General features: G+C 46.0%; 16 protein-coding genes and 1 tRNA gene. 8 read left to right on the top strand and 9 right to left on the bottom strand.

Annotation, left to right across the window (positions count from 1 at the left end; all coding sequences use genetic code 11):
- Positions 1 to 114: 114 nt before the first annotated feature.
- The 3 genes from B2X65_RS00675 to seqA all read right to left on the bottom strand — a co-directional run bounded on the left by B2X65_RS00675 (position 115) and on the right by seqA (position 4,970).
- Positions 115 to 2,595 carry a glycogen/starch/alpha-glucan phosphorylase gene (locus B2X65_RS00675; protein WP_290609867.1) on the bottom strand — a complete coding sequence of 827 codons (2,481 nt, stop codon included), beginning with the start codon at positions 2,593 to 2,595 and terminating at the stop codon, positions 115 to 117.
- A gap of 176 nt (positions 2,596 to 2,771) precedes the next feature.
- On the bottom strand, positions 2,772 to 4,421 hold the full coding sequence (pgm, locus tag B2X65_RS00670; protein ID WP_290609865.1) for a phosphoglucomutase (alpha-D-glucose-1,6-bisphosphate-dependent): 1,650 nt from the start codon (positions 4,419 to 4,421) through the stop codon (positions 2,772 to 2,774).
- 9 nt (positions 4,422 to 4,430) lie between these two features.
- The gene (gene seqA / locus B2X65_RS00665) at positions 4,431 to 4,970 is read right to left on the bottom strand and encodes a replication initiation negative regulator SeqA (RefSeq protein WP_290609864.1); all 540 of its coding nucleotides are present in this window, start codon (positions 4,968 to 4,970) and stop codon (positions 4,431 to 4,433) included.
- Between the two features lie 146 nt (positions 4,971 to 5,116).
- Between seqA and B2X65_RS00660 the strand changes: the two genes are divergently transcribed.
- Genes B2X65_RS00660 through fldA form a run of 4 tightly spaced genes read left to right on the top strand, consistent with a single transcriptional unit; the run spans position 5,117 to position 6,933 of the window.
- Entirely contained in the window at positions 5,117 to 5,854 is a 738-nt protein-coding gene (locus tag B2X65_RS00660) for an alpha/beta fold hydrolase (protein ID WP_290609862.1), read from the top strand.
- 49 nt (positions 5,855 to 5,903) lie between these two features.
- The gene (locus tag B2X65_RS00655; protein WP_290609860.1) at positions 5,904 to 6,101 is read left to right on the top strand and encodes a DUF2788 domain-containing protein; all 198 of its coding nucleotides are present in this window, start codon (positions 5,904 to 5,906) and stop codon (positions 6,099 to 6,101) included.
- 14 nt (positions 6,102 to 6,115) lie between these two features.
- Positions 6,116 to 6,388, top strand: a complete 273-nt coding sequence (gene ybfE, locus B2X65_RS00650) for a LexA regulated protein (protein ID WP_290609858.1) — start codon at positions 6,116 to 6,118, stop codon at positions 6,386 to 6,388.
- Between the two features lie 14 nt (positions 6,389 to 6,402).
- Entirely contained in the window at positions 6,403 to 6,933 is a 531-nt protein-coding gene (fldA, locus tag B2X65_RS00645) for a flavodoxin FldA (protein WP_290609856.1), read from the top strand.
- 119 nt (positions 6,934 to 7,052) lie between these two features.
- On the opposite strand, the gene B2X65_RS00640 is transcribed toward fldA, so the two are convergent.
- Entirely contained in the window at positions 7,053 to 7,550 is a 498-nt protein-coding gene (locus B2X65_RS00640) for a DUF4442 domain-containing protein (protein ID WP_290609854.1), read from the bottom strand.
- Positions 7,551 to 7,670: 120 nt separating this feature from the next.
- Here B2X65_RS00640 and fur point away from each other — a divergent pair, with 120 nt between their 5' ends.
- Positions 7,671 to 8,111: a ferric iron uptake transcriptional regulator gene (gene fur / locus B2X65_RS00635; RefSeq protein WP_290609852.1), complete on the top strand. Its 441-nt coding sequence runs from the start codon at positions 7,671 to 7,673 to the stop codon at positions 8,109 to 8,111.
- Positions 8,112 to 8,185: 74 nt separating this feature from the next.
- Here fur and B2X65_RS00630 read toward each other — a convergent pair whose 3' ends face one another.
- The 3 genes from B2X65_RS00630 to B2X65_RS00620 all read right to left on the bottom strand — a co-directional run bounded on the left by B2X65_RS00630 (position 8,186) and on the right by B2X65_RS00620 (position 10,475).
- On the bottom strand, positions 8,186 to 8,683 hold the full coding sequence (locus tag B2X65_RS00630; protein ID WP_290609850.1) for a GNAT family N-acetyltransferase: 498 nt from the start codon (positions 8,681 to 8,683) through the stop codon (positions 8,186 to 8,188).
- A gap of 116 nt (positions 8,684 to 8,799) precedes the next feature.
- Positions 8,800 to 9,726, bottom strand: a complete 927-nt coding sequence (locus tag B2X65_RS00625; RefSeq protein WP_290609848.1) for an electron transfer flavoprotein subunit alpha/FixB family protein — start codon at positions 9,724 to 9,726, stop codon at positions 8,800 to 8,802.
- Positions 9,726 to 10,475 (bottom strand): electron transfer flavoprotein subunit beta/FixA family protein, encoded by a 750-nt coding sequence (locus B2X65_RS00620; RefSeq protein ID WP_290609846.1) that lies wholly within the window; start codon positions 10,473 to 10,475, stop codon positions 9,726 to 9,728. Before B2X65_RS00620 ends, B2X65_RS00625 begins: the two co-directional genes overlap by 1 nt.
- A gap of 187 nt (positions 10,476 to 10,662) precedes the next feature.
- Here B2X65_RS00620 and B2X65_RS00615 point away from each other — a divergent pair, with 187 nt between their 5' ends.
- From B2X65_RS00615 to B2X65_RS00605, 3 genes are all read left to right on the top strand, one after another.
- Positions 10,663 to 12,300, top strand: a complete 1,638-nt coding sequence (locus B2X65_RS00615) for an electron transfer flavoprotein-ubiquinone oxidoreductase (RefSeq protein WP_290609844.1) — start codon at positions 10,663 to 10,665, stop codon at positions 12,298 to 12,300.
- 68 nt (positions 12,301 to 12,368) lie between these two features.
- A complete protein-coding gene (gene rluF / locus B2X65_RS00610) occupies positions 12,369 to 13,130 on the top strand; it encodes a 23S rRNA pseudouridine(2604) synthase RluF (protein WP_290609842.1) in 762 nt (253 codons plus the stop codon).
- Between the two features lie 2 nt (positions 13,131 to 13,132).
- A complete protein-coding gene (locus B2X65_RS00605) occupies positions 13,133 to 14,569 on the top strand; it encodes an SLC13 family permease (RefSeq protein ID WP_290609839.1) in 1,437 nt (478 codons plus the stop codon).
- Positions 14,570 to 14,643: 74 nt separating this feature from the next.
- Here the strand turns inward: B2X65_RS00605 and B2X65_RS00600 are convergent, their stop codons facing one another.
- Together B2X65_RS00600 and B2X65_RS00595 are read right to left on the bottom strand one after the other, a co-directional pair.
- Positions 14,644 to 16,029: an NAD-dependent succinate-semialdehyde dehydrogenase gene (locus tag B2X65_RS00600; RefSeq protein ID WP_290609837.1), complete on the bottom strand. Its 1,386-nt coding sequence runs from the start codon at positions 16,027 to 16,029 to the stop codon at positions 14,644 to 14,646.
- Positions 16,030 to 16,277: 248 nt separating this feature from the next.
- A tRNA-Gly gene (locus B2X65_RS00595) sits at positions 16,278 to 16,353 on the bottom strand.
- Positions 16,354 to 16,412: the final 59 nt, after the last annotated feature.

Here is a 16,412-nt window from a genome sequence, read left to right as displayed (position 1 = left end):
ACCTGCTTAACTTTACGCATAGCCGGTAGCAATTGCCAAATTTTTGTCAATAAAAAACCCATCTGAAGATGGGTTTCTGTCAATGGATAGCGTTGCATCCGGCCTGATTAACCCTTAATCAGCTATTTTACACCGCGTTAAACGCCACACCTTGCTGACGTAATCTTCAATTGAACGGTCGGAAGTAAATTTGCCAACCAACGCGGTATTAAGAATCGCTTTTTTCGCCCAACCGGCTTTGTCGCGATACCAGCTATCTATTTGCTGCTGTGCTTTTGCGTATGATTCAAAGTCAGCCAGAACCAGATAAGGGTCGCCTCCCTCCAGTAAGCTATGCTTAATCGCTGCCAATTCACCAGGCTTGCCAGGAGTAAAGTAATCTGTTTCCAGCCAGTCTAAAATAGCTTTAATTTCTGGATTATTATGATAGTACTCGTAACTATGATAACCCTTAGAATGAAGTGCTTTTACTTCATCGACGGTAAGTCCGAAAATCGCAATATTGTCGCTACCGACTTCTTCGGCAATTTCAATATTGGCGCCATCCAGAGTGCCTACGGTTACTGCACCGTTTAGGGCCAGTTTCATATTGCCTGTACCAGACGCCTCTTTACCTGCAGTTGAAATCTGTTCAGACACGTCAGCAGCCGGGATCATTTTCTCGGCCAGGGTTACCCGGTAATTTGGCATAAATACTACTTTCAGCCGGTTTTTAACCCGTTTATCATTATTGATTTTGTCGGCAATTTTATTAATGGCATAAATAATTTCTTTAGCCAGCTTATAGCCAGGTGCTGCTTTGGCGCCAAAAATAAACACTCGGGGTACCATATCATAATCTGGGTTTTGCAGAATACGACGGTACAGCGCCAGTATATGCAATAAATTAAGATGCTGGCGTTTATATTCATGCAGCCGTTTAATCTGAATATCAAAAATGGCCGCCGGATCAATATCAATGCGGGTCAGTTTTTTTACTTCTTTGGCAAAGTCGGCTTTGTTTTGCTGCTTGATTGCCATAAAGCTGTCCTGGAGTTGCGGATCATCCGCAAAATCTGCCAGCTTGCTCAGTAATTTAAGATTAACCGGCCATCCGTCGCCTACTTTTTCATCCAGCAATTTGGACAATCTTGGGTTACAGGCTTTTAACCAGCGCCGAGGGGTAACCCCATTAGTCACATTGGTAAATTTATCCGGCCACAATGCCACCATCTCCGGGAATAAATCAGACTGCACCAGCTTTGAATGGATCTCTGCCACACCATTCACTTTGAATGAACCAACCACTGAAAGGTGACCCATCCGCACCATCGGTTCGTCGCCCTCTTCAATTATAGAAAGCTTGCGTTTTTTAGCATTATCACCAGGCCATAATACGTCGACCTGTTCGACTAGAAAACGTCGGTTAATCTCATAGATAATTTCAATGTGCCGTGGTAATACTTTTTCAAATAACCGCACCGGCCATCTTTCTAACGCCTCTGGCAGCAAAGTATGGTTGGTGTAGGCAAAAACCTGTTGGCATAGCGCCCAGGCGTCGTCCCAACTCATGTCAGCCCGGTCAATCAGAATTCGCATCAGCTCCGGGATAGCAACCGCCGGATGGGTATCATTTAATTGAATAACGACCTGCTGCGGGAATTTGCTCCAGTCATCGCCATGGGCTCTTTTGTAGCGACGAATAATATCTTTTAATGAACATGAACAAAAAAAGTATTGCTGGATCAGCCGCAGCTCTTTACCTGCATCAGTTTCGTCATTCGGATAGAGCACTTTTGAAATCGTTTCAGCTTCAATATTCTCTCTGGCAGCATCAATATAACCACCAGAGTTAAATACATCCCAGTTAAAAAAGTCACTGGCCCGACTTTCCCACAGCCGCAATACATTCACCGAACTGCCATTGTAGCCTACAACCGGAATGTCCCATGGCACACCTTTTATAATGCGCCCAGGATGCCAGACTTTTTTCATGGTGCCTTGCAGGTCATATACCGTTTCGACATAGCCATAAACTGAAACTTCCTGCACTGATTCTGGCCGGCATATCTCCCACGGATTGCCATACTCGCGCCAGCTATCGGGGCGCTCTATTTGCCGACCATCCTGAAAGCTCTGTTTAAACAGACCATGTTCATAATGAATACCATAACCAATGGCCGGATAATTAAGAGTAGCCAGAGAGTCAATAAAACAGGCAGCTAAGCGGCCAAGACCGCCGTTGCCAAGCGCCATATCTTCTTCCTGATCTTCCAGATCCGCAATATTCATTCCAAGCTCTGACAGTGCTTGCTTAGCTTGCTCATGCAAGCCTAAGTTATGCAGATTATTACTAAATAAACGGCCCATCAGATATTCAAGGCTAAAATAATGTAAAGCGCGGGTATCTTGCTGATAATGCGTACGCTGAGTATTTCGTAAGCCGTCGAAAACCTGTTCGTTAACCGCGGCACAGGTGGCACGCCACCAGGCCTGACTGCTGGCTTTATTAACGTCGGTACCCAGACTTGAATGCAGGTGTTTAATAATATTCTGTTTAAGTTGTTCAGTTGTCGCGCCGCTGGCAGCGGCCTTTGGTGAGGTTGCTTTCTTCATTGCCAATCCTGAAATTTACTGAGCTTGTTAATTAAACCAATTTACTGAGCTGAGCCAGCCAATATTATCGTTACATGTAGCAATATTACGAAAACGATACCTTAAATTAGCTCATTTAGCAAAATAAAGGCCGCTTATGTAATTAAATTACAATATGAGGCGGCCTGGTATTGCGCTCAGAGAGTACGGAAGACCTGATCTACAAAGGCTTTCGCATCCTGTTCTAATAACTGTAAGTGTTGTTGATCAGCAAAACTCTCCAGATAAATTTTATAGGCGTTCTCAGTACCAGAAGGACGAGCGGCAAACCAGCCATTACGGGTGACCACTTTTACCCCGCCTATGTCTGCCTGGTTACCAGGCGCTTTAGTTAATACCGCCAATATCGGATCACCCGCCAATTCAGTCTGGCTAACACTGGCGATATCCAGTGATTTTAACGCGGCCTTTTGTGCGGCATTCGCCGGCGCATCTAATCTGCGATATAGCGGAGACCCTAACTCTTTGGTCAATGCCTGATATTGTTGATAGGGGTCAACTCCGGTTTTCGCCAGCATTTCTGCTGCTAATAAACCGAGAATAATACCGTCTTTATCCGTAGACCATACTTTACCATTTAGCCGTAAGAAGCTGGCGCCAGCACTCTCTTCACCACCAAATGCCAGGGTACCGTTATACAAACCATCAACAAACCACTTAAAACCTACCGGCACTTCACATAAATTACGGCCTCTCGCCGCCACCACTCGGTCAATCAATGCGCTGGACACCAGGGTCTTGCCAATGGCCAGACTGGCAGGCCAATCGGGCCTGTTCGACAGCAAATAGTTAATGGCAACTGCCAGATAATGATTTGGATTCATTAAACCGCCACTGCGGGTAACAATACCATGGCGATCAAAATCAGGGTCGTTGCCGATAGCAATATCAAATTGGTCTTTTAACTGGATTAAATTGGCCATGGCACAGGCAGAGGAGCAGTCCATCCGGATTTGACCGTCTTTATCCAATGGCATAAAAGCGAACGACGGATCTACTTTGTCATTGACGACTGTAATATCAAGACCATACTTTTCAGCAATCCGTGGCCAGTAACCAATGCCAGAACCGCCCAGCGGGTCAACGCCAATTCTGATGCCGGCTTTAGCAATTGCGGCCATATCGATGACATTTGCCAGATCGTCTACATAATGCTGAATATAATCGATGTGCTGACAATAGCCTGACTGAATAGCCAGACTGTAGGGCATCATTTTCACCCCATCAAGATCTTTGGCAAGTAGCTGGTTAGCCCGTTGTTCTATCCAGTTAGTCACCTCGGCATCAGCCGGCCCGCCGTGCGGTGGATTATACTTAATGCCCCCGTCTTCAGGCGGGTTATGCGAAGGCGTGATAACAATACCGTCTGCCAGTTTGCTATCTGCCCCCTCGTTTTGGGTGAGAATAGCGTGTGATATCACCGGTGTTGGGGTATAGCCTAAATCTTTTTGAATACATACCTGAATTTTGTTGGCTATCAGTACTTCCAGCGCTGAGGCAAAAGCCGCCTCTGACAAGCCATGCGTGTCTTTTCCTAAAAACAACGGGCCGTTAATGCCTTGTACTTTACGATAATCAGCAATTGCCTGACATATCGCCAAAACGTGCGGTTCATTAAATGAGCAATGAAGGGCACTACCCCGGTGACCAGAAGTACCAAAGCTGACTTTGTGCTCCGGATGCTGATGAACATCAGGTTCCAACACATAGTAGGCCGTCATTAACCGACTGATATTGGGAATACGATCGTTTGGCACCTGTTGTCCGGCCAGGGGATGTAAAGACATATTGATTCCTTATAATAAATCGCGGATCCGCTCAGCGTCGTTTTCACTATAACCTAATTTAACTGCCGTTTCGGTTAGCATCATTTTTTTTCTGGTGGTATTAGAATTAGTAATAACCCAGAAACTGGTATTAGGAATTTGTTTGGGATTAGTGCTGCTTCCGGCCTCAGAAAGCGCCTCGGCCGTAGTGGCAAAATACAGGCGGTTACGGCCTTTAATCTCAAGCACTTTACTGAATTGCTTTTTATGTACCCTGGCCAGTACTGACAATAAATATAAAAAACGCCCCACTACACTTGATTCCGCCTGTAAATCCTGGCGGCTTACCAAATCGAAAACAGTACCTGTGTTACTGGTCTCAAGCGTAACCGCCGGTTTTACTGGCTCAACGTCGACAGTCTCAGGTTTAACATCAGCCGCAGAAGTCTGGCTTGTCACCTGCTCACCGAGCAGTAAACGACGTAAAATATCAGAGGCACTTTCGCCAATCTGGCGCGTTTGTGTGGCAATGTAGTGATATAAATCGTCTTCTATTTCAATGGTTTTCATATTTTTTTCCGTCAACTGTATGTTGGCCCATTATATAAAGCCTTTGCGACTGACGCCAGCAGCTTAATTTGTTAAAATACCCGCTCAATCTTTTCAGTGAGTTAGCTATGATTCTACATTCAAACAGCACCGGTTCTGGGCAACCTTTGATCATACTACACGGATTGTTCGGCAGTTATGACAACTTAGCCGGTATTGCCAGAACCTTAAGTGACCAATGGCAGGTGATCAGTATCGATTTACCTAATCATGGTCAGTCCCCCCACAGTAACGTCATGAACTACACCAGTATGGTGGCGGATTTGGTTGATACAACTGAAAGCCTGAATATCGATCAATGTGCGGTATTAGGTCACTCACTCGGCGGCAAATTAGCAATGGCATTCGCGTTAGCCCACCCGGGTCGGGTTACGGCGCTTATTATTGCTGATATCGCCCCGGTTAGCTATGCCAGAAGCCATCAGGCAGTTTTTGCTGGATTAACAGCGGTCAACACCAGCGCGCTAACCAATCGTAGTGAAGCTGAAAAGCAGCTGGCCAAGCATATAACAGAGCCTGGTGTGCGTCAGTTTTTGTTAAAAAGTTTGCACAAAACTGAACAGGGCTTTGATTGGCGCTTTAACTTAGCGACATTAGCGCAATGTTACGACCACTTGCTCACTTTCCCTGACTATAGCGATGCATACACCGGCCCGGTACTTTTTATTAAAGGCGCACAGTCTGACTATATATTGCCGGAGCACCGGCCTCAAATAATGCAATTATTCCCCGATGCGCAAGCAAAAATAATTAATGGTACAGGCCATTGGCTACACGCAGAAAAACCGGTTGCCTTTGCCAAGCTGGTTAGAGACTTTTTATTGAGCCAGCACACTAAAATTTAGCAACTTTTGTGCTATAGTGCGGCCAATTTTTCAGGTATGGCCAGAGCAGATGACCATTGCACAATTTGAAACCATGGGATTATGGCTGGGGTTGTCGGTACTCTATATTTTTATAGTGCTGGCAATTAACGATGTACTGAAAAAGAGTCAGGCGCCACGGTTTGGTCGTTTTTTTGTCTGGCTGGTGTTGTTTCTATCACCACTGGTGTTTGTGATTAAAACGGTGGTCCAGTATTTTCTGGAATAACAAGGTTGAGATTGATGGCTAAAATCGCCACTGATCGCACCACTATTGATTTGTTTGCGGCTGACAAGCGGCCGGGACGGCCTAAAACCAACCCGTTGCCCAGGCAAGAACAGCTAAAGCTGAATAAACGCAATCAAATTAAGCGCGATCGTAATAACGGCTTAAAGCGTATTGAATGTAAGGTGTCAGCTCAGCTGTATGATGCGCTGAGTCTGGCTGCCGAACAGGCAAACACCACACGCAGTAACTTAATTGAACAACTTTTAGAGCAAGCTTTATCCAGGTAAGAAGGCAATTAACCATGGCAACTGTAGGAATTTTTTTCGGTAGCGATACCGGCAACACTGAGCATATCGCCAAGATGATCCAAAAAGAGCTGGGCAAAAATCTGATTGAGATCCGTGATATCGCCAAAAGCAGCAAAGAAGACATTGCCGGCTTCGACTTACTGTTACTGGGTATTCCAACCTGGTATTACGGTGAAGCACAGTGTGACTGGGATGATTTTTTCCCTGAGCTGGACGGTATCGACTTTAATAATAAACTGGTGGCAATTTTCGGCTGTGGCGATCAGGAAGATTACGCTGAATATTTCCTGGACGCGATGGGCACGTTACGCGACATCATTGAACCTAAGGGCGCGATTATCGTTGGCAACTGGCCAACTGCAGGCTACAACTTTGTGGCATCAAAAGCGTTAGCCGATGCCAGCCACTTTGTTGGCCTGGGTGTTGATGAAGACCGCCAGCCAGAGTTGACTGAACAACGGGTAAAGCAGTGGTGCAAACAGGTTTACGAAGAAATGAGCCTGCAGGAATTTGCTAACCTTTAACCCGGCTGCAAAACAGATAAAAGAGGCATTATGCCTCTTTTTTTCTGAGGCCAATTTATCAGGATAATCCGGAAAATTGGCACGCTACTCACCACTAAACTTATATTGTGCCAGCGTGTTCAGCGGTATTTGGGTTTCTTTCGAATGTAAACGGTTCGATTTACTTCGCAGACTATGTTGTTGTCCTGATCTTTAATATGTACCAAAAACTGCGGAAAATATTTCTCGCCGGCAGCCGTGTGCTTAATAATGTCGGCAACAGTGTCATCGGTCAGGATAAACTCCGCCACCAATCTACCTATTCCGGGTTTAAGGTAATCAATATCAGCTTGCTTATCCCAGACGATATATTCTTTACCCAACGCGCCCATCAACAGTAATGGAAATACTGGATCTGTCATGGCAAACATTGAACCACCAAACTGGCTACTATTAATGTTTCGGGTCCAGGGGCGGTTTTTCAGCTCTACTCTGGCATAGCGGTAATCATCAGCCAATATGGCAACTCTGATGCCACTGAAAAAAAATGGCGGCCAGAAATTCAATAATTTTCGCATGATCTGTGGTTTAAACGCCCAACGCATCACTTTACCTGGTATGACCTGTTTGCAGGCCATTTTACAATGCTTAAAGGAAAGCACAACAGAATTGACGATAAATCAGCAGTAATCGGCCATTTCAATATGGCGCCAATGTCTTTATAATCGATGCAAATCCACCAGCAAGACAGAGTTTATATGTCAGATCATAATACTGAGCTACGCAGAGCCGGCCTTAAAGTTACCTTGCCGCGGGTGAAAATTCTTGAGATTTTACAAGACCCGAATCATCAACACATCAGTGCTGAAGACGTCTATAAGATCCTGCTGGAGCTTGGTGAAGATATTGGGCTGGCCACGGTATATCGGGTACTGAATCAATTTGATGATGCTGGAATTTTAACCCGTCATCATTTTGAGGGTGGTAAATCGGTTTTTGAGCTGACGGGCAACAGCCATCATGATCATCTGGTGTGTTTAAAGTGTGGTAAAGTTATCGAGTTTGAAGATGAAATTATCGAAGCCAAGCAGCTGGAAATAGCAGAGAAAAACGGTATTAAACTTACCCACCATAGTTTGTATTTGTATGGTGAGTGCACAGACACCGCACAGTGCCAGAAAAATGCGAATTCTCATTAATTAAAAACACAACAGCTACCTGCATTGAAAAAAAGGCACTTGAAAGTGCCTTTGTTGTTTTATAATCTGATTATTCAGCTATTACCGGTATTAATGCGGGCCATGCATAACGCCGTGACATATTTACCATATTGAAACGCAAAATCTGCCAACTCCGCCTCAACTTCAAAACCAAAACGCTCGTACAGAGCAATAGCAACGTCATTGCTGCTATAAACAGTTAGCTCCATCCGTCTGATATTCAGCCAGTTATCGGCCATCTCAAGCGCTGCACGAAGCAGAGCCGATCCCACGCCCTGACCCTGATATTCCTGTAATACCCCCATTCCTAACTCAGCAACGTGACGTCGTCTGGGGTTCTGACAAACCTGTAAACCTAGTTGCCCTACCACTTGTCCTTCAACCTCTGCAACTAAATTATAAAACCCGGCACCGGCGTTATATAACTTCTGCCAACTGGCAACGGGCTGATAAGGCAGCTGTAAGGTATTAGAATAAACTGCTGGCTGATCATATATTGTTTTAATTGATTCAATATCAATCGGTTCAGCATGGCGAATTAAAACAGACATTCTTTTGGCATCCTTGGCAAATGGTAGATTATCTTAAGTCGGAAATAACATTGGCAACAAGCACTAAAACGCAAAAAGCCAGCAAATGCTGGCTTTGATACGGCATTTTATGTTGATCAGAGCTGCTGTTCGAGCTCTGGCAACACGGTAAATAAATCAGCGACTAAACCATAGTCAGCAACCTGGAAAATTGGCGCTTCAGCGTCTTTATTAATCGCTACGATCACTTTAGAGTCTTTCATACCTGCCAAATGCTGGATAGCACCCGATATACCTACCGCGATATACAGATCAGGTGCAACAATTTTACCTGTCTGACCAACCTGCATATCGTTGGGCACAAAGCCTGCATCCACTGCAGCTCGTGAGGCACCAATTGCCGCATTCAGTTTATCGGCTATGCCATTGAGCATGGCGAAGTTCTCACCATTTTGCATACCGCGACCACCTGAAATAATAACCTTGGCAGCGGTCAACTCTGGCCGGGCTGATTTAGTCAGCTCCTCACCAATAAACTTAGATACCTGTAAATCTTTCACCAGATCTAACGACTCAATTGGTGCATTGTTACCCTCTGCAGCTGCAGCGAACGCAGAGCCGCGCACCGTCAACACCTTGATGCTATCTGCAGATTGTACTGTCGCTATTGCATTACCTGCATATACCGGCCGCACGAAGGTATCCGCACTCTCTATCGCAATAACGTCGGAAAGTTGTGCGACATCTAATAGCGCGGCAACCCGTGGCAGCATATTTTTCCCGGTGGTGGTTGCTGCCGCCAGGATGTGGCTATAATCTTTGCCAATTTCTGCCACTAACGCCGCCACGTTTTCGGCCAGTTGATGGCCATATGCGCTGTCTTGAGCAACCAGCACTTTGCTAACCCCTGCGATACCTGCTGCTGCTTTGGCGGCGCTATCACAGTTCTCACCCGCCACTAACAGGTGAATATCTCCGCCAATAGCCGTAGCGGCCTGCACAACTTTATGTGTGTCGGCTTTAAGGGCATCATTGCTATGCTCTGCAATTACTAAAATCGTCATCAGATCACCTTCGCTTCGTGCTTTAATTTTTCAACCAGTTCTGCAACCGACTCAACAATTACCCCACCTTGCCGGGTAGGCGGCGCGGTGACTTTCAACGTGCTGACGTTTGAACTCAGGTTTACGCCAAGACTGTCAGCCGCTTTAACATCTAACGGCTTTTTCTTGGCTTTCATAATATTAGGTAGTGACGCATAGCGTGGCTCGTTCAGACGCAAATCGGTCGATACCACGGCTGGCAAGGTCAACTCTACCGTTTGCAAACCACCGTCAATTTCCCGGGTTACCTGCACTTTGTCACCGTTTACCGCAACTTTTGAAGCGAAGGTGCCCTGGCCCATTCCGGTTAACGCTGCCAGCATCTGGGCGGTTTGGTTGTTGTCAGAATCTATTGCCTGTTTGCCCAGAATAACCAATTGTGGCTGCTCTTCTTCAACCAGCTTTGCCAGTAGTTTGGCAACCTGTAATGAATCCAGATTCAGCTCGGTTTCCAGGTGGATGGCACGGTCGGCGCCCAGTGCCAGTGAGGTGCGCAGTTGTTCCTGCACCGCCTTTGCACCGATAGACACAACCACGACTTCAGTCGCCACACCGGCCTCTTTCAACCTTACTGCTTCTTCTACTGCAATTTCACAAAATGGATTAAGTGCCATTTTCACGTTGGCCAGGTCAACGCCGGTTTGGTCTGCTTTAACACGAACTTTTACGTTGTAATCGATAACCCGTTTCACCGGAACTAATATTTTCATATAATCCTCTTAAATCGCGTGCTACGCAGCAGGTTTACGTTAAGGTAAACATAACAATGTATATTGCTGCACAATCTACTTACTGTTGACGTTAACGTCAACCTGCAATACCCTTATCAACACAATAAACGCAGTGAATACTGTAAATATAAGCATCCAAGGGGTAACCATCGTGGAAAGAGAAGCAATGGAATACGATGTTGTAATCGTTGGCGCAGGGCCAGCGGGCTTGTCGGCCGCGATCCGGTTGATGCAACAGGCAAAAAACGCCGACAAAGACATCACGGTATGCGTGGTGGAAAAAGGCTCTGAAGTAGGTGCTCATATCCTCTCTGGTGCCGTGTTTGAACCCAGGGCCCTAAATGAATTGCTACCGGACTGGCAAGAGATGGGAGCGCCACTGACCACGCCCGTTACCCATGACGATATTTACCTGTTTAGTGACGAGCAATCCAGTCGCAAATTACCGGGCTTTGCTGTACCGAAAACAATGCACAATAGTGGTAACTATATTGTGTCTGTTGCTAACCTGTGCCGCTGGCTGGCAGAGCAGGCAGAAACACTTGGCGTAGAAATTTTTCCTGGCTTCGCCGCCAGCGAGTTGCTGATAGAACAGGATGTCGTCAAAGGCATTCTCATAGGTGATATGGGCCTGGACCGTGAGGGCAAACCTAAAGACAGTTTTACACCAGGTATGGAGCTTCGGGCAAAATACACGCTATTTGCTGAAGGTTGTCGAGGCCACTTAGGTAAGCAACTAATCCAACACTATCAGCTTGATAAAGACGTATCACCACAACATTACGCTATTGGCTTTAAAGAAATCTGGGATGTTCCCGCCAATAATCATCATCAGGGGCTGGTCGTGCACTCGGCGGGCTGGCCGCTCGCTAACGAAGCATCGGGTGGTGGTTATTTGTATCACAGTGAAAGTCAGCAAATCGTCGTCGGCTTAATTATTGACCTCAATTACAGCAATCCTCATCTGGATCCTTTTGCGGAATTTCAACGTTACAAACACCATCCGGTTATCAAGCAGTATCTGGAAGGTGGTAAACGGGTAAGTTACGGCGCGCGGGCTATTGCTAAAGGCGGGCTGAACAGCTTACCGAAAATGAGCTTTAGTGGTGGCTTACTGCTAGGTTGCGACGCCGGCACCTTAAACTTCGCCAAAATCAAGGGTAACCACACGGCGATGAAGTCTGGCATGCTGGCTGCTGAGACCGTATTTGCTGCACTGCAGACTGACGATGGCGGCGGCGGCAGAGATTTAACTGAGTATGGCCAGAACGTAAAGCAAAGTTGGCTTTATGAAGAATTGCACAGCTCACGTAATTTTGGCCCGGCTATGCATAAGTTTGGTACCTTCTGGGGCGGTGTTTTTAATACTATTGAACAAAACTGGTTTGGCGGCAAACTGCCCTTTACCCTTAAAGATAATAATTTTGATTATGCCCAGTTAACACTGGCGAGTGAAGCAACAAAAATTGCTTATCCAAAACCAGATAATACCCTGAGTTTTGACCGGCTAACCTCAGTTTATCTGTCTAACACCAACCATGAAGAAGAACAGCCTTGCCATCTTACCCTGGCAAACGCCGATATACCTATTGAAGTAAACTTGCCAAAATATGATGAACCCGCGCAGCGCTACTGTCCGGCTGGCGTTTATGAAGTTATCAGTGAAGAGGGGCAGCAGCCGCGTTTTCAGATTAACGCCCAGAACTGTATCCACTGTAAAACGTGTGACATTAAAGATCCAAGCCAGAATATTACCTGGGTTACCCCGGAAGGCGGTGGCGGTCCTAACTACCCCAATATGTAGGCTAAGGCTTGCTGCAAGACGTTACAGCCCCTAAACTAGGGGCTGTTTTATTTTAACTCAAGAATGCCATGACAGACCCCACCCAATATCGTTTAAACAAATACATTAGTGACACCGGTTTCTGTTCGCGTCGTCAGGCCGATAAATATATCGAGCAGGGTGTTGTAACCGTAAACGGCGAAGTTGCGCCGGTCGGGTTAAAGGTAGTTGACGGTGATGATGTAAAAATTGCCGGAAAAGCACTGCAGCAAAAACCTGATCGTATCTATCTGGCCTATCATAAGCCGGTGGGCATTACCTGCACCACCGAGCGTCATATCAAAGGCAACATTATTGATGCCATAGGCTATCCGCAACGGATATTTCCGATTGGCAGGCTGGATAAACCTTCCGAAGGCCTGATCTTTTTAACCAACGATGGGGACATCGTTAACAAGGTATTGCGCGCCGGTAATGCCCATGAGAAAGAATATTCGGTCACGGTGAATAAACCCATTACTGCTAATTTCATTAGCAAGATGGCCAGCGGCGTACCTATTCTTGGCACCACCACCCAACCCTGCACCGTTACTCAGGTATCAAAAAACACCTTTAAAATTATTCTCACCCAAGGGCTGAACCGGCAAATACGCAGAATGGCTGAGTATTTAGGATATGAAGTTATAAAATTAAAACGAACCCGGATTATGCATATACGCCTTGCTGAATTGCGCCCCGGCCAGTGGCGTTTATTAGATAAGTTCGAATTATCGCAAATGGACCAATTGCTGCAACATTCCAGTAAAACGGCCAATGACTGTAATGCCAATGAACACGACGATGAGGAATAACGGTGGCCAGCAACAGGCTTGAACTTGGTTATCTGCTCCCCTTGCTCACTGGCCCGCTGGTTTTTTTGCTGGTGTTGTGCACTGAGCCAGCGTTTAACGGGATGTCTGAGTCAGCCTGGCTGCTTACTGGGCTGACTGCATGGATGGCCATATGGTGGATTAGCGAGAGCGTGCCAATTCCGGCAACTTCATTATTACCCATTATTGTCGTGCCACTACTTAACCTCGACTCAGTTGCTAACGTGACAGCCCCCTACGCTGACCCGCTGATTTTTCTATTCCTGGGTGGCTTTATGTTATCTATTGCCATGGAACGCTGGAACTTACATAAACGGATTGCCCTGTTAACCATGTTGATGGTAGGCAGTAAACCCAGCCAGCAAATTGCTGGCATGATGCTGGTCACTGCCTTTCTGTCAATGTGGATGTCAAATACTGCTACTGCAGTTATGATGCTACCCATTGCCCTGTCTATTATTGGCATGCAAACCAATATCAGCGATAAATTTGCTAAAGCTATGCTGTTATCTGTGGCCTATGCTGCCAGCATTGGCGGTGTCGCGACGTTAATTGGTACACCCCCCAACGCCCTGTTGGCCGGTTATTTGCGTAATCAGTATCAACTGGAGGTTGGCTTTGCCCAGTGGATGATACTGGGTGTACCTGTTGCTGTGGTATTGCTGCTTGCTGCCTGGTACTGGCTTACTCAAATTCACTTTCGTTTTGGCCGCGACGAAGTGCAAATAAGCCGTCATATCTACCTTGAGAAACTGGTGGCACTTGGCAAAATGCAACGCGCAGAGAAAATTGTGCTGGCAGTCTTTTTATTGGCAGCCAGCCTCTGGATCTTTAAAAAGTGGTTTATCAGCATTACCGGCTTACCATTAAACGATACGTTAACCGCAATTCTTTGTGCCAGTTTGCTATTTATCATACCGGTAAGTTTTAAGACCGGCCAGAGAGTATTGACTTGGGAAGATTGCAACAAACTTCCCTGGGGTATTCTGATATTGTTCGGAGGTGGCTTAACCCTGGCCTCACAAATACAGCAATCGGGCCTGGCAGCTTTTATTGCCAGTCAGGTCGGTGGTCTTGGGGCAATAAATCTTCTTCTGCTGATTATTTTGGTGACAACCATTATTATTTTCCTGACTGAAGTCACCAGCAATACGGCAACAGCAGCCGCTTTTCTGCCGCTGCTGGGCCCCGTGGCAATCTCGCTTAATACCAGTGCCTCTATGCTGGTGATCCCCGCCGCCATTGCTGCCAGCTGTGCTTTTATGATGCCCGTAGCCACACCGCCAAACGCTATTGTATTTGGCTCAGGTAAATTAAAAATTGCCGATATGGTAAAAGCAGGTCTAGTGTTAAACCTGCTGGCGATAGCGGTGATAACCACTGCCGTATGGTTTATCAGTCCAAAACTCTTTAGCTTTTAGTGTTTTTCGCCGATATTAGCAACTTCACCACCTGACATTCTGCTTTGGGCAGAATGTCAGGTTCCAGCAGCATATCAGCCAGGTATCGTTACCATTATCGATTTAACATTTACAAACTCTCGCACACCAAAACCGCCATGCTCTCTGCCATAGCCACTGTCTTTAACCCCACCAAAGGGTAAGTTAGGTACTGCTAAAGAGTAGCCATTAATATTAATCATACCCGTATTAAAGTGCAGCTTAGCCAGCTCAATGGCATGCTCAACATCTTTTGAAAAGATACCTCCTCCAAGTCCATAGCGTGAATCGTTCGCCACTGTTATGGCTTGCGAATCGTCTTTTACTTTAATTAATACGGCGACCGGACCAAATAACTCATCATCATAAGCTGGCATTCCCGGGCTCACATTTTCCAGAATTGAAGGCGGGTAGAAATAGCCGGTTCGATCAGGGATCTTACAACCGCAAACAATGGTCGCACCAGCCTTAACCGACTCGGTGACTTGTTTATGAATTTTATCTCGTAAGTCACTGCGTGCCATCGGCCCTAAATCGGTATCATCATCATTCGGATCACCCATTTTCAGCTTAGTCATCGCGTCTGAAAACGCGTCTTTGAACGCATTATAATTTTTCTCTGTAATAATAAAACGTTTTGCCGCTACGCAAGTCTCTCCATTGTTAACTATCCGGCCCTTTACACAAGTTTCAACGGCCAATTGAATATCAGCATCATCCAGTACCAGATAAGCATCATTACTGCCTAGCTCTAACACCGTTTTTTTTGCTAATTTAGCCGCAGTCTCAGCCACCGATTTTCCTACTTCATCACTGCCAGTAAAGGTGACCCCTTTTACCTTTGGGTGACTGATAAGTTCTGACGCTGTGCTTCCATCAACCAGTAATGATTGGTAACAATGTGGTGGAAAACCTGCTGCAAGGTACATGGCCTCTATTTCCTCGGCCATGCCAAATACATTGGCCGCATGTTTTAATACGGTAGTATTGCCAGCGACCACATTCGTGATACTGTAGCGAATAACCTGATACAGCGGGAAGTTCCAGGGCTGGATCCCTAATATAACTCCCAGCGGTTGATAAGTTACAATGGCTCTGCCTTGTGCAAATTCGCGCTCTTCGTCTGCAAGCTCAGACTTTGCCTGCTTGGCAGTATAACGACATATCTCAGCACACAATTTAACTTCTTCAACCCCCTGCTCGCGCACTTTGCCCATCTCATCTGTCATCAGCTTAGTAAGATGCTCTTGCCGATCCTCAATTACTTGTGCCAGTTTTTCGGCCAGTTCAGCACGTTTTGCTAAGGGTGTCAGTTTCCAGTTGGCAAAGCACTTATCAGCTTTATCAATGGCTTGCTTAGCTGCTTCTTTACTTAATAGCGTATACGACTTAATAGGCTGCTCAGTAAACGGATTAATTGTTGTTGTGGTATTGTCTGCCATTTCGTTTTCTCTTAATTGCCTTAAACACTTAGACATGCAAAGCCAACGCCAAAAATTAAGTCAACAACAACACTTACAAGGTTATGTTTTGTATAACAATTAATAGTTAATATTTTTTCAGATAGAGGCCGCAGCCAAAAAGTATGAAAATATTGCAAAACCTTTGCTAATTATCAATTTGATAGAGCACTGTAAATCGGGCGAAACCATAAAGCAAAAAAGCAGCCATAAGGCTGCTTTTTTAAACTTGGAGCGAGTAACGAGGTTCGAACTCGTGACCTCGACCTTGGCAAGGTCGCGCTCTACCAGCTGAGCTATACTCGCGAGAATCTGGTTTTACTGTGGTTTACTACCAGCAGCAAATGGTGCCCGGGGCCGGACTT

It is taken from the genome of Arsukibacterium sp. UBA3155 (assembly GCA_002364615.1).
Lineage (GTDB): Bacteria > Pseudomonadota > Gammaproteobacteria > Enterobacterales > Alteromonadaceae > Alishewanella.
This window is presented reverse-complemented; position numbering and strand designations above follow the sequence as displayed.

Bases quoted from the DNA above. Each gene is read 5' to 3' on its own strand.
- B2X65_RS00675 (WP_290609867.1), bottom strand. From the start codon at position 2,595: ATGAAGAAAGCAACCTCACCAAAGGCCGCTGCCAGCGGCGCGACAACT.
- pgm (WP_290609865.1), bottom strand. From the start codon at position 4,421: ATGTCTTTACATCCCCTGGCCGGACAACAGGTGCCAAACGATCGTATT.
- seqA (WP_290609864.1), bottom strand. From the start codon at position 4,970: ATGAAAACCATTGAAATAGAAGACGATTTATATCACTACATTGCCACA.
- B2X65_RS00655 (WP_290609860.1), top strand. From the start codon at position 5,904: ATGACCATTGCACAATTTGAAACCATGGGATTATGGCTGGGGTTGTCG.
- ybfE (WP_290609858.1), top strand. From the start codon at position 6,116: ATGGCTAAAATCGCCACTGATCGCACCACTATTGATTTGTTTGCGGCT.
- fldA (WP_290609856.1), top strand. From the start codon at position 6,403: ATGGCAACTGTAGGAATTTTTTTCGGTAGCGATACCGGCAACACTGAG.
- B2X65_RS00640 (WP_290609854.1), bottom strand. From the start codon at position 7,550: ATGGCCTGCAAACAGGTCATACCAGGTAAAGTGATGCGTTGGGCGTTT.
- fur (WP_290609852.1), top strand. From the start codon at position 7,671: ATGTCAGATCATAATACTGAGCTACGCAGAGCCGGCCTTAAAGTTACC.
- B2X65_RS00630 (WP_290609850.1), bottom strand. From the start codon at position 8,683: ATGTCTGTTTTAATTCGCCATGCTGAACCGATTGATATTGAATCAATT.
- B2X65_RS00625 (WP_290609848.1), bottom strand. From the start codon at position 9,726: ATGACGATTTTAGTAATTGCAGAGCATAGCAATGATGCCCTTAAAGCC.
- B2X65_RS00620 (WP_290609846.1), bottom strand. From the start codon at position 10,475: ATGAAAATATTAGTTCCGGTGAAACGGGTTATCGATTACAACGTAAAA.
- B2X65_RS00615 (WP_290609844.1), top strand. From the start codon at position 10,663: ATGGAATACGATGTTGTAATCGTTGGCGCAGGGCCAGCGGGCTTGTCG.
- rluF (WP_290609842.1), top strand. From the start codon at position 12,369: ATGACAGACCCCACCCAATATCGTTTAAACAAATACATTAGTGACACC.
- B2X65_RS00600 (WP_290609837.1), bottom strand. From the start codon at position 16,029: ATGGCAGACAATACCACAACAACAATTAATCCGTTTACTGAGCAGCCT.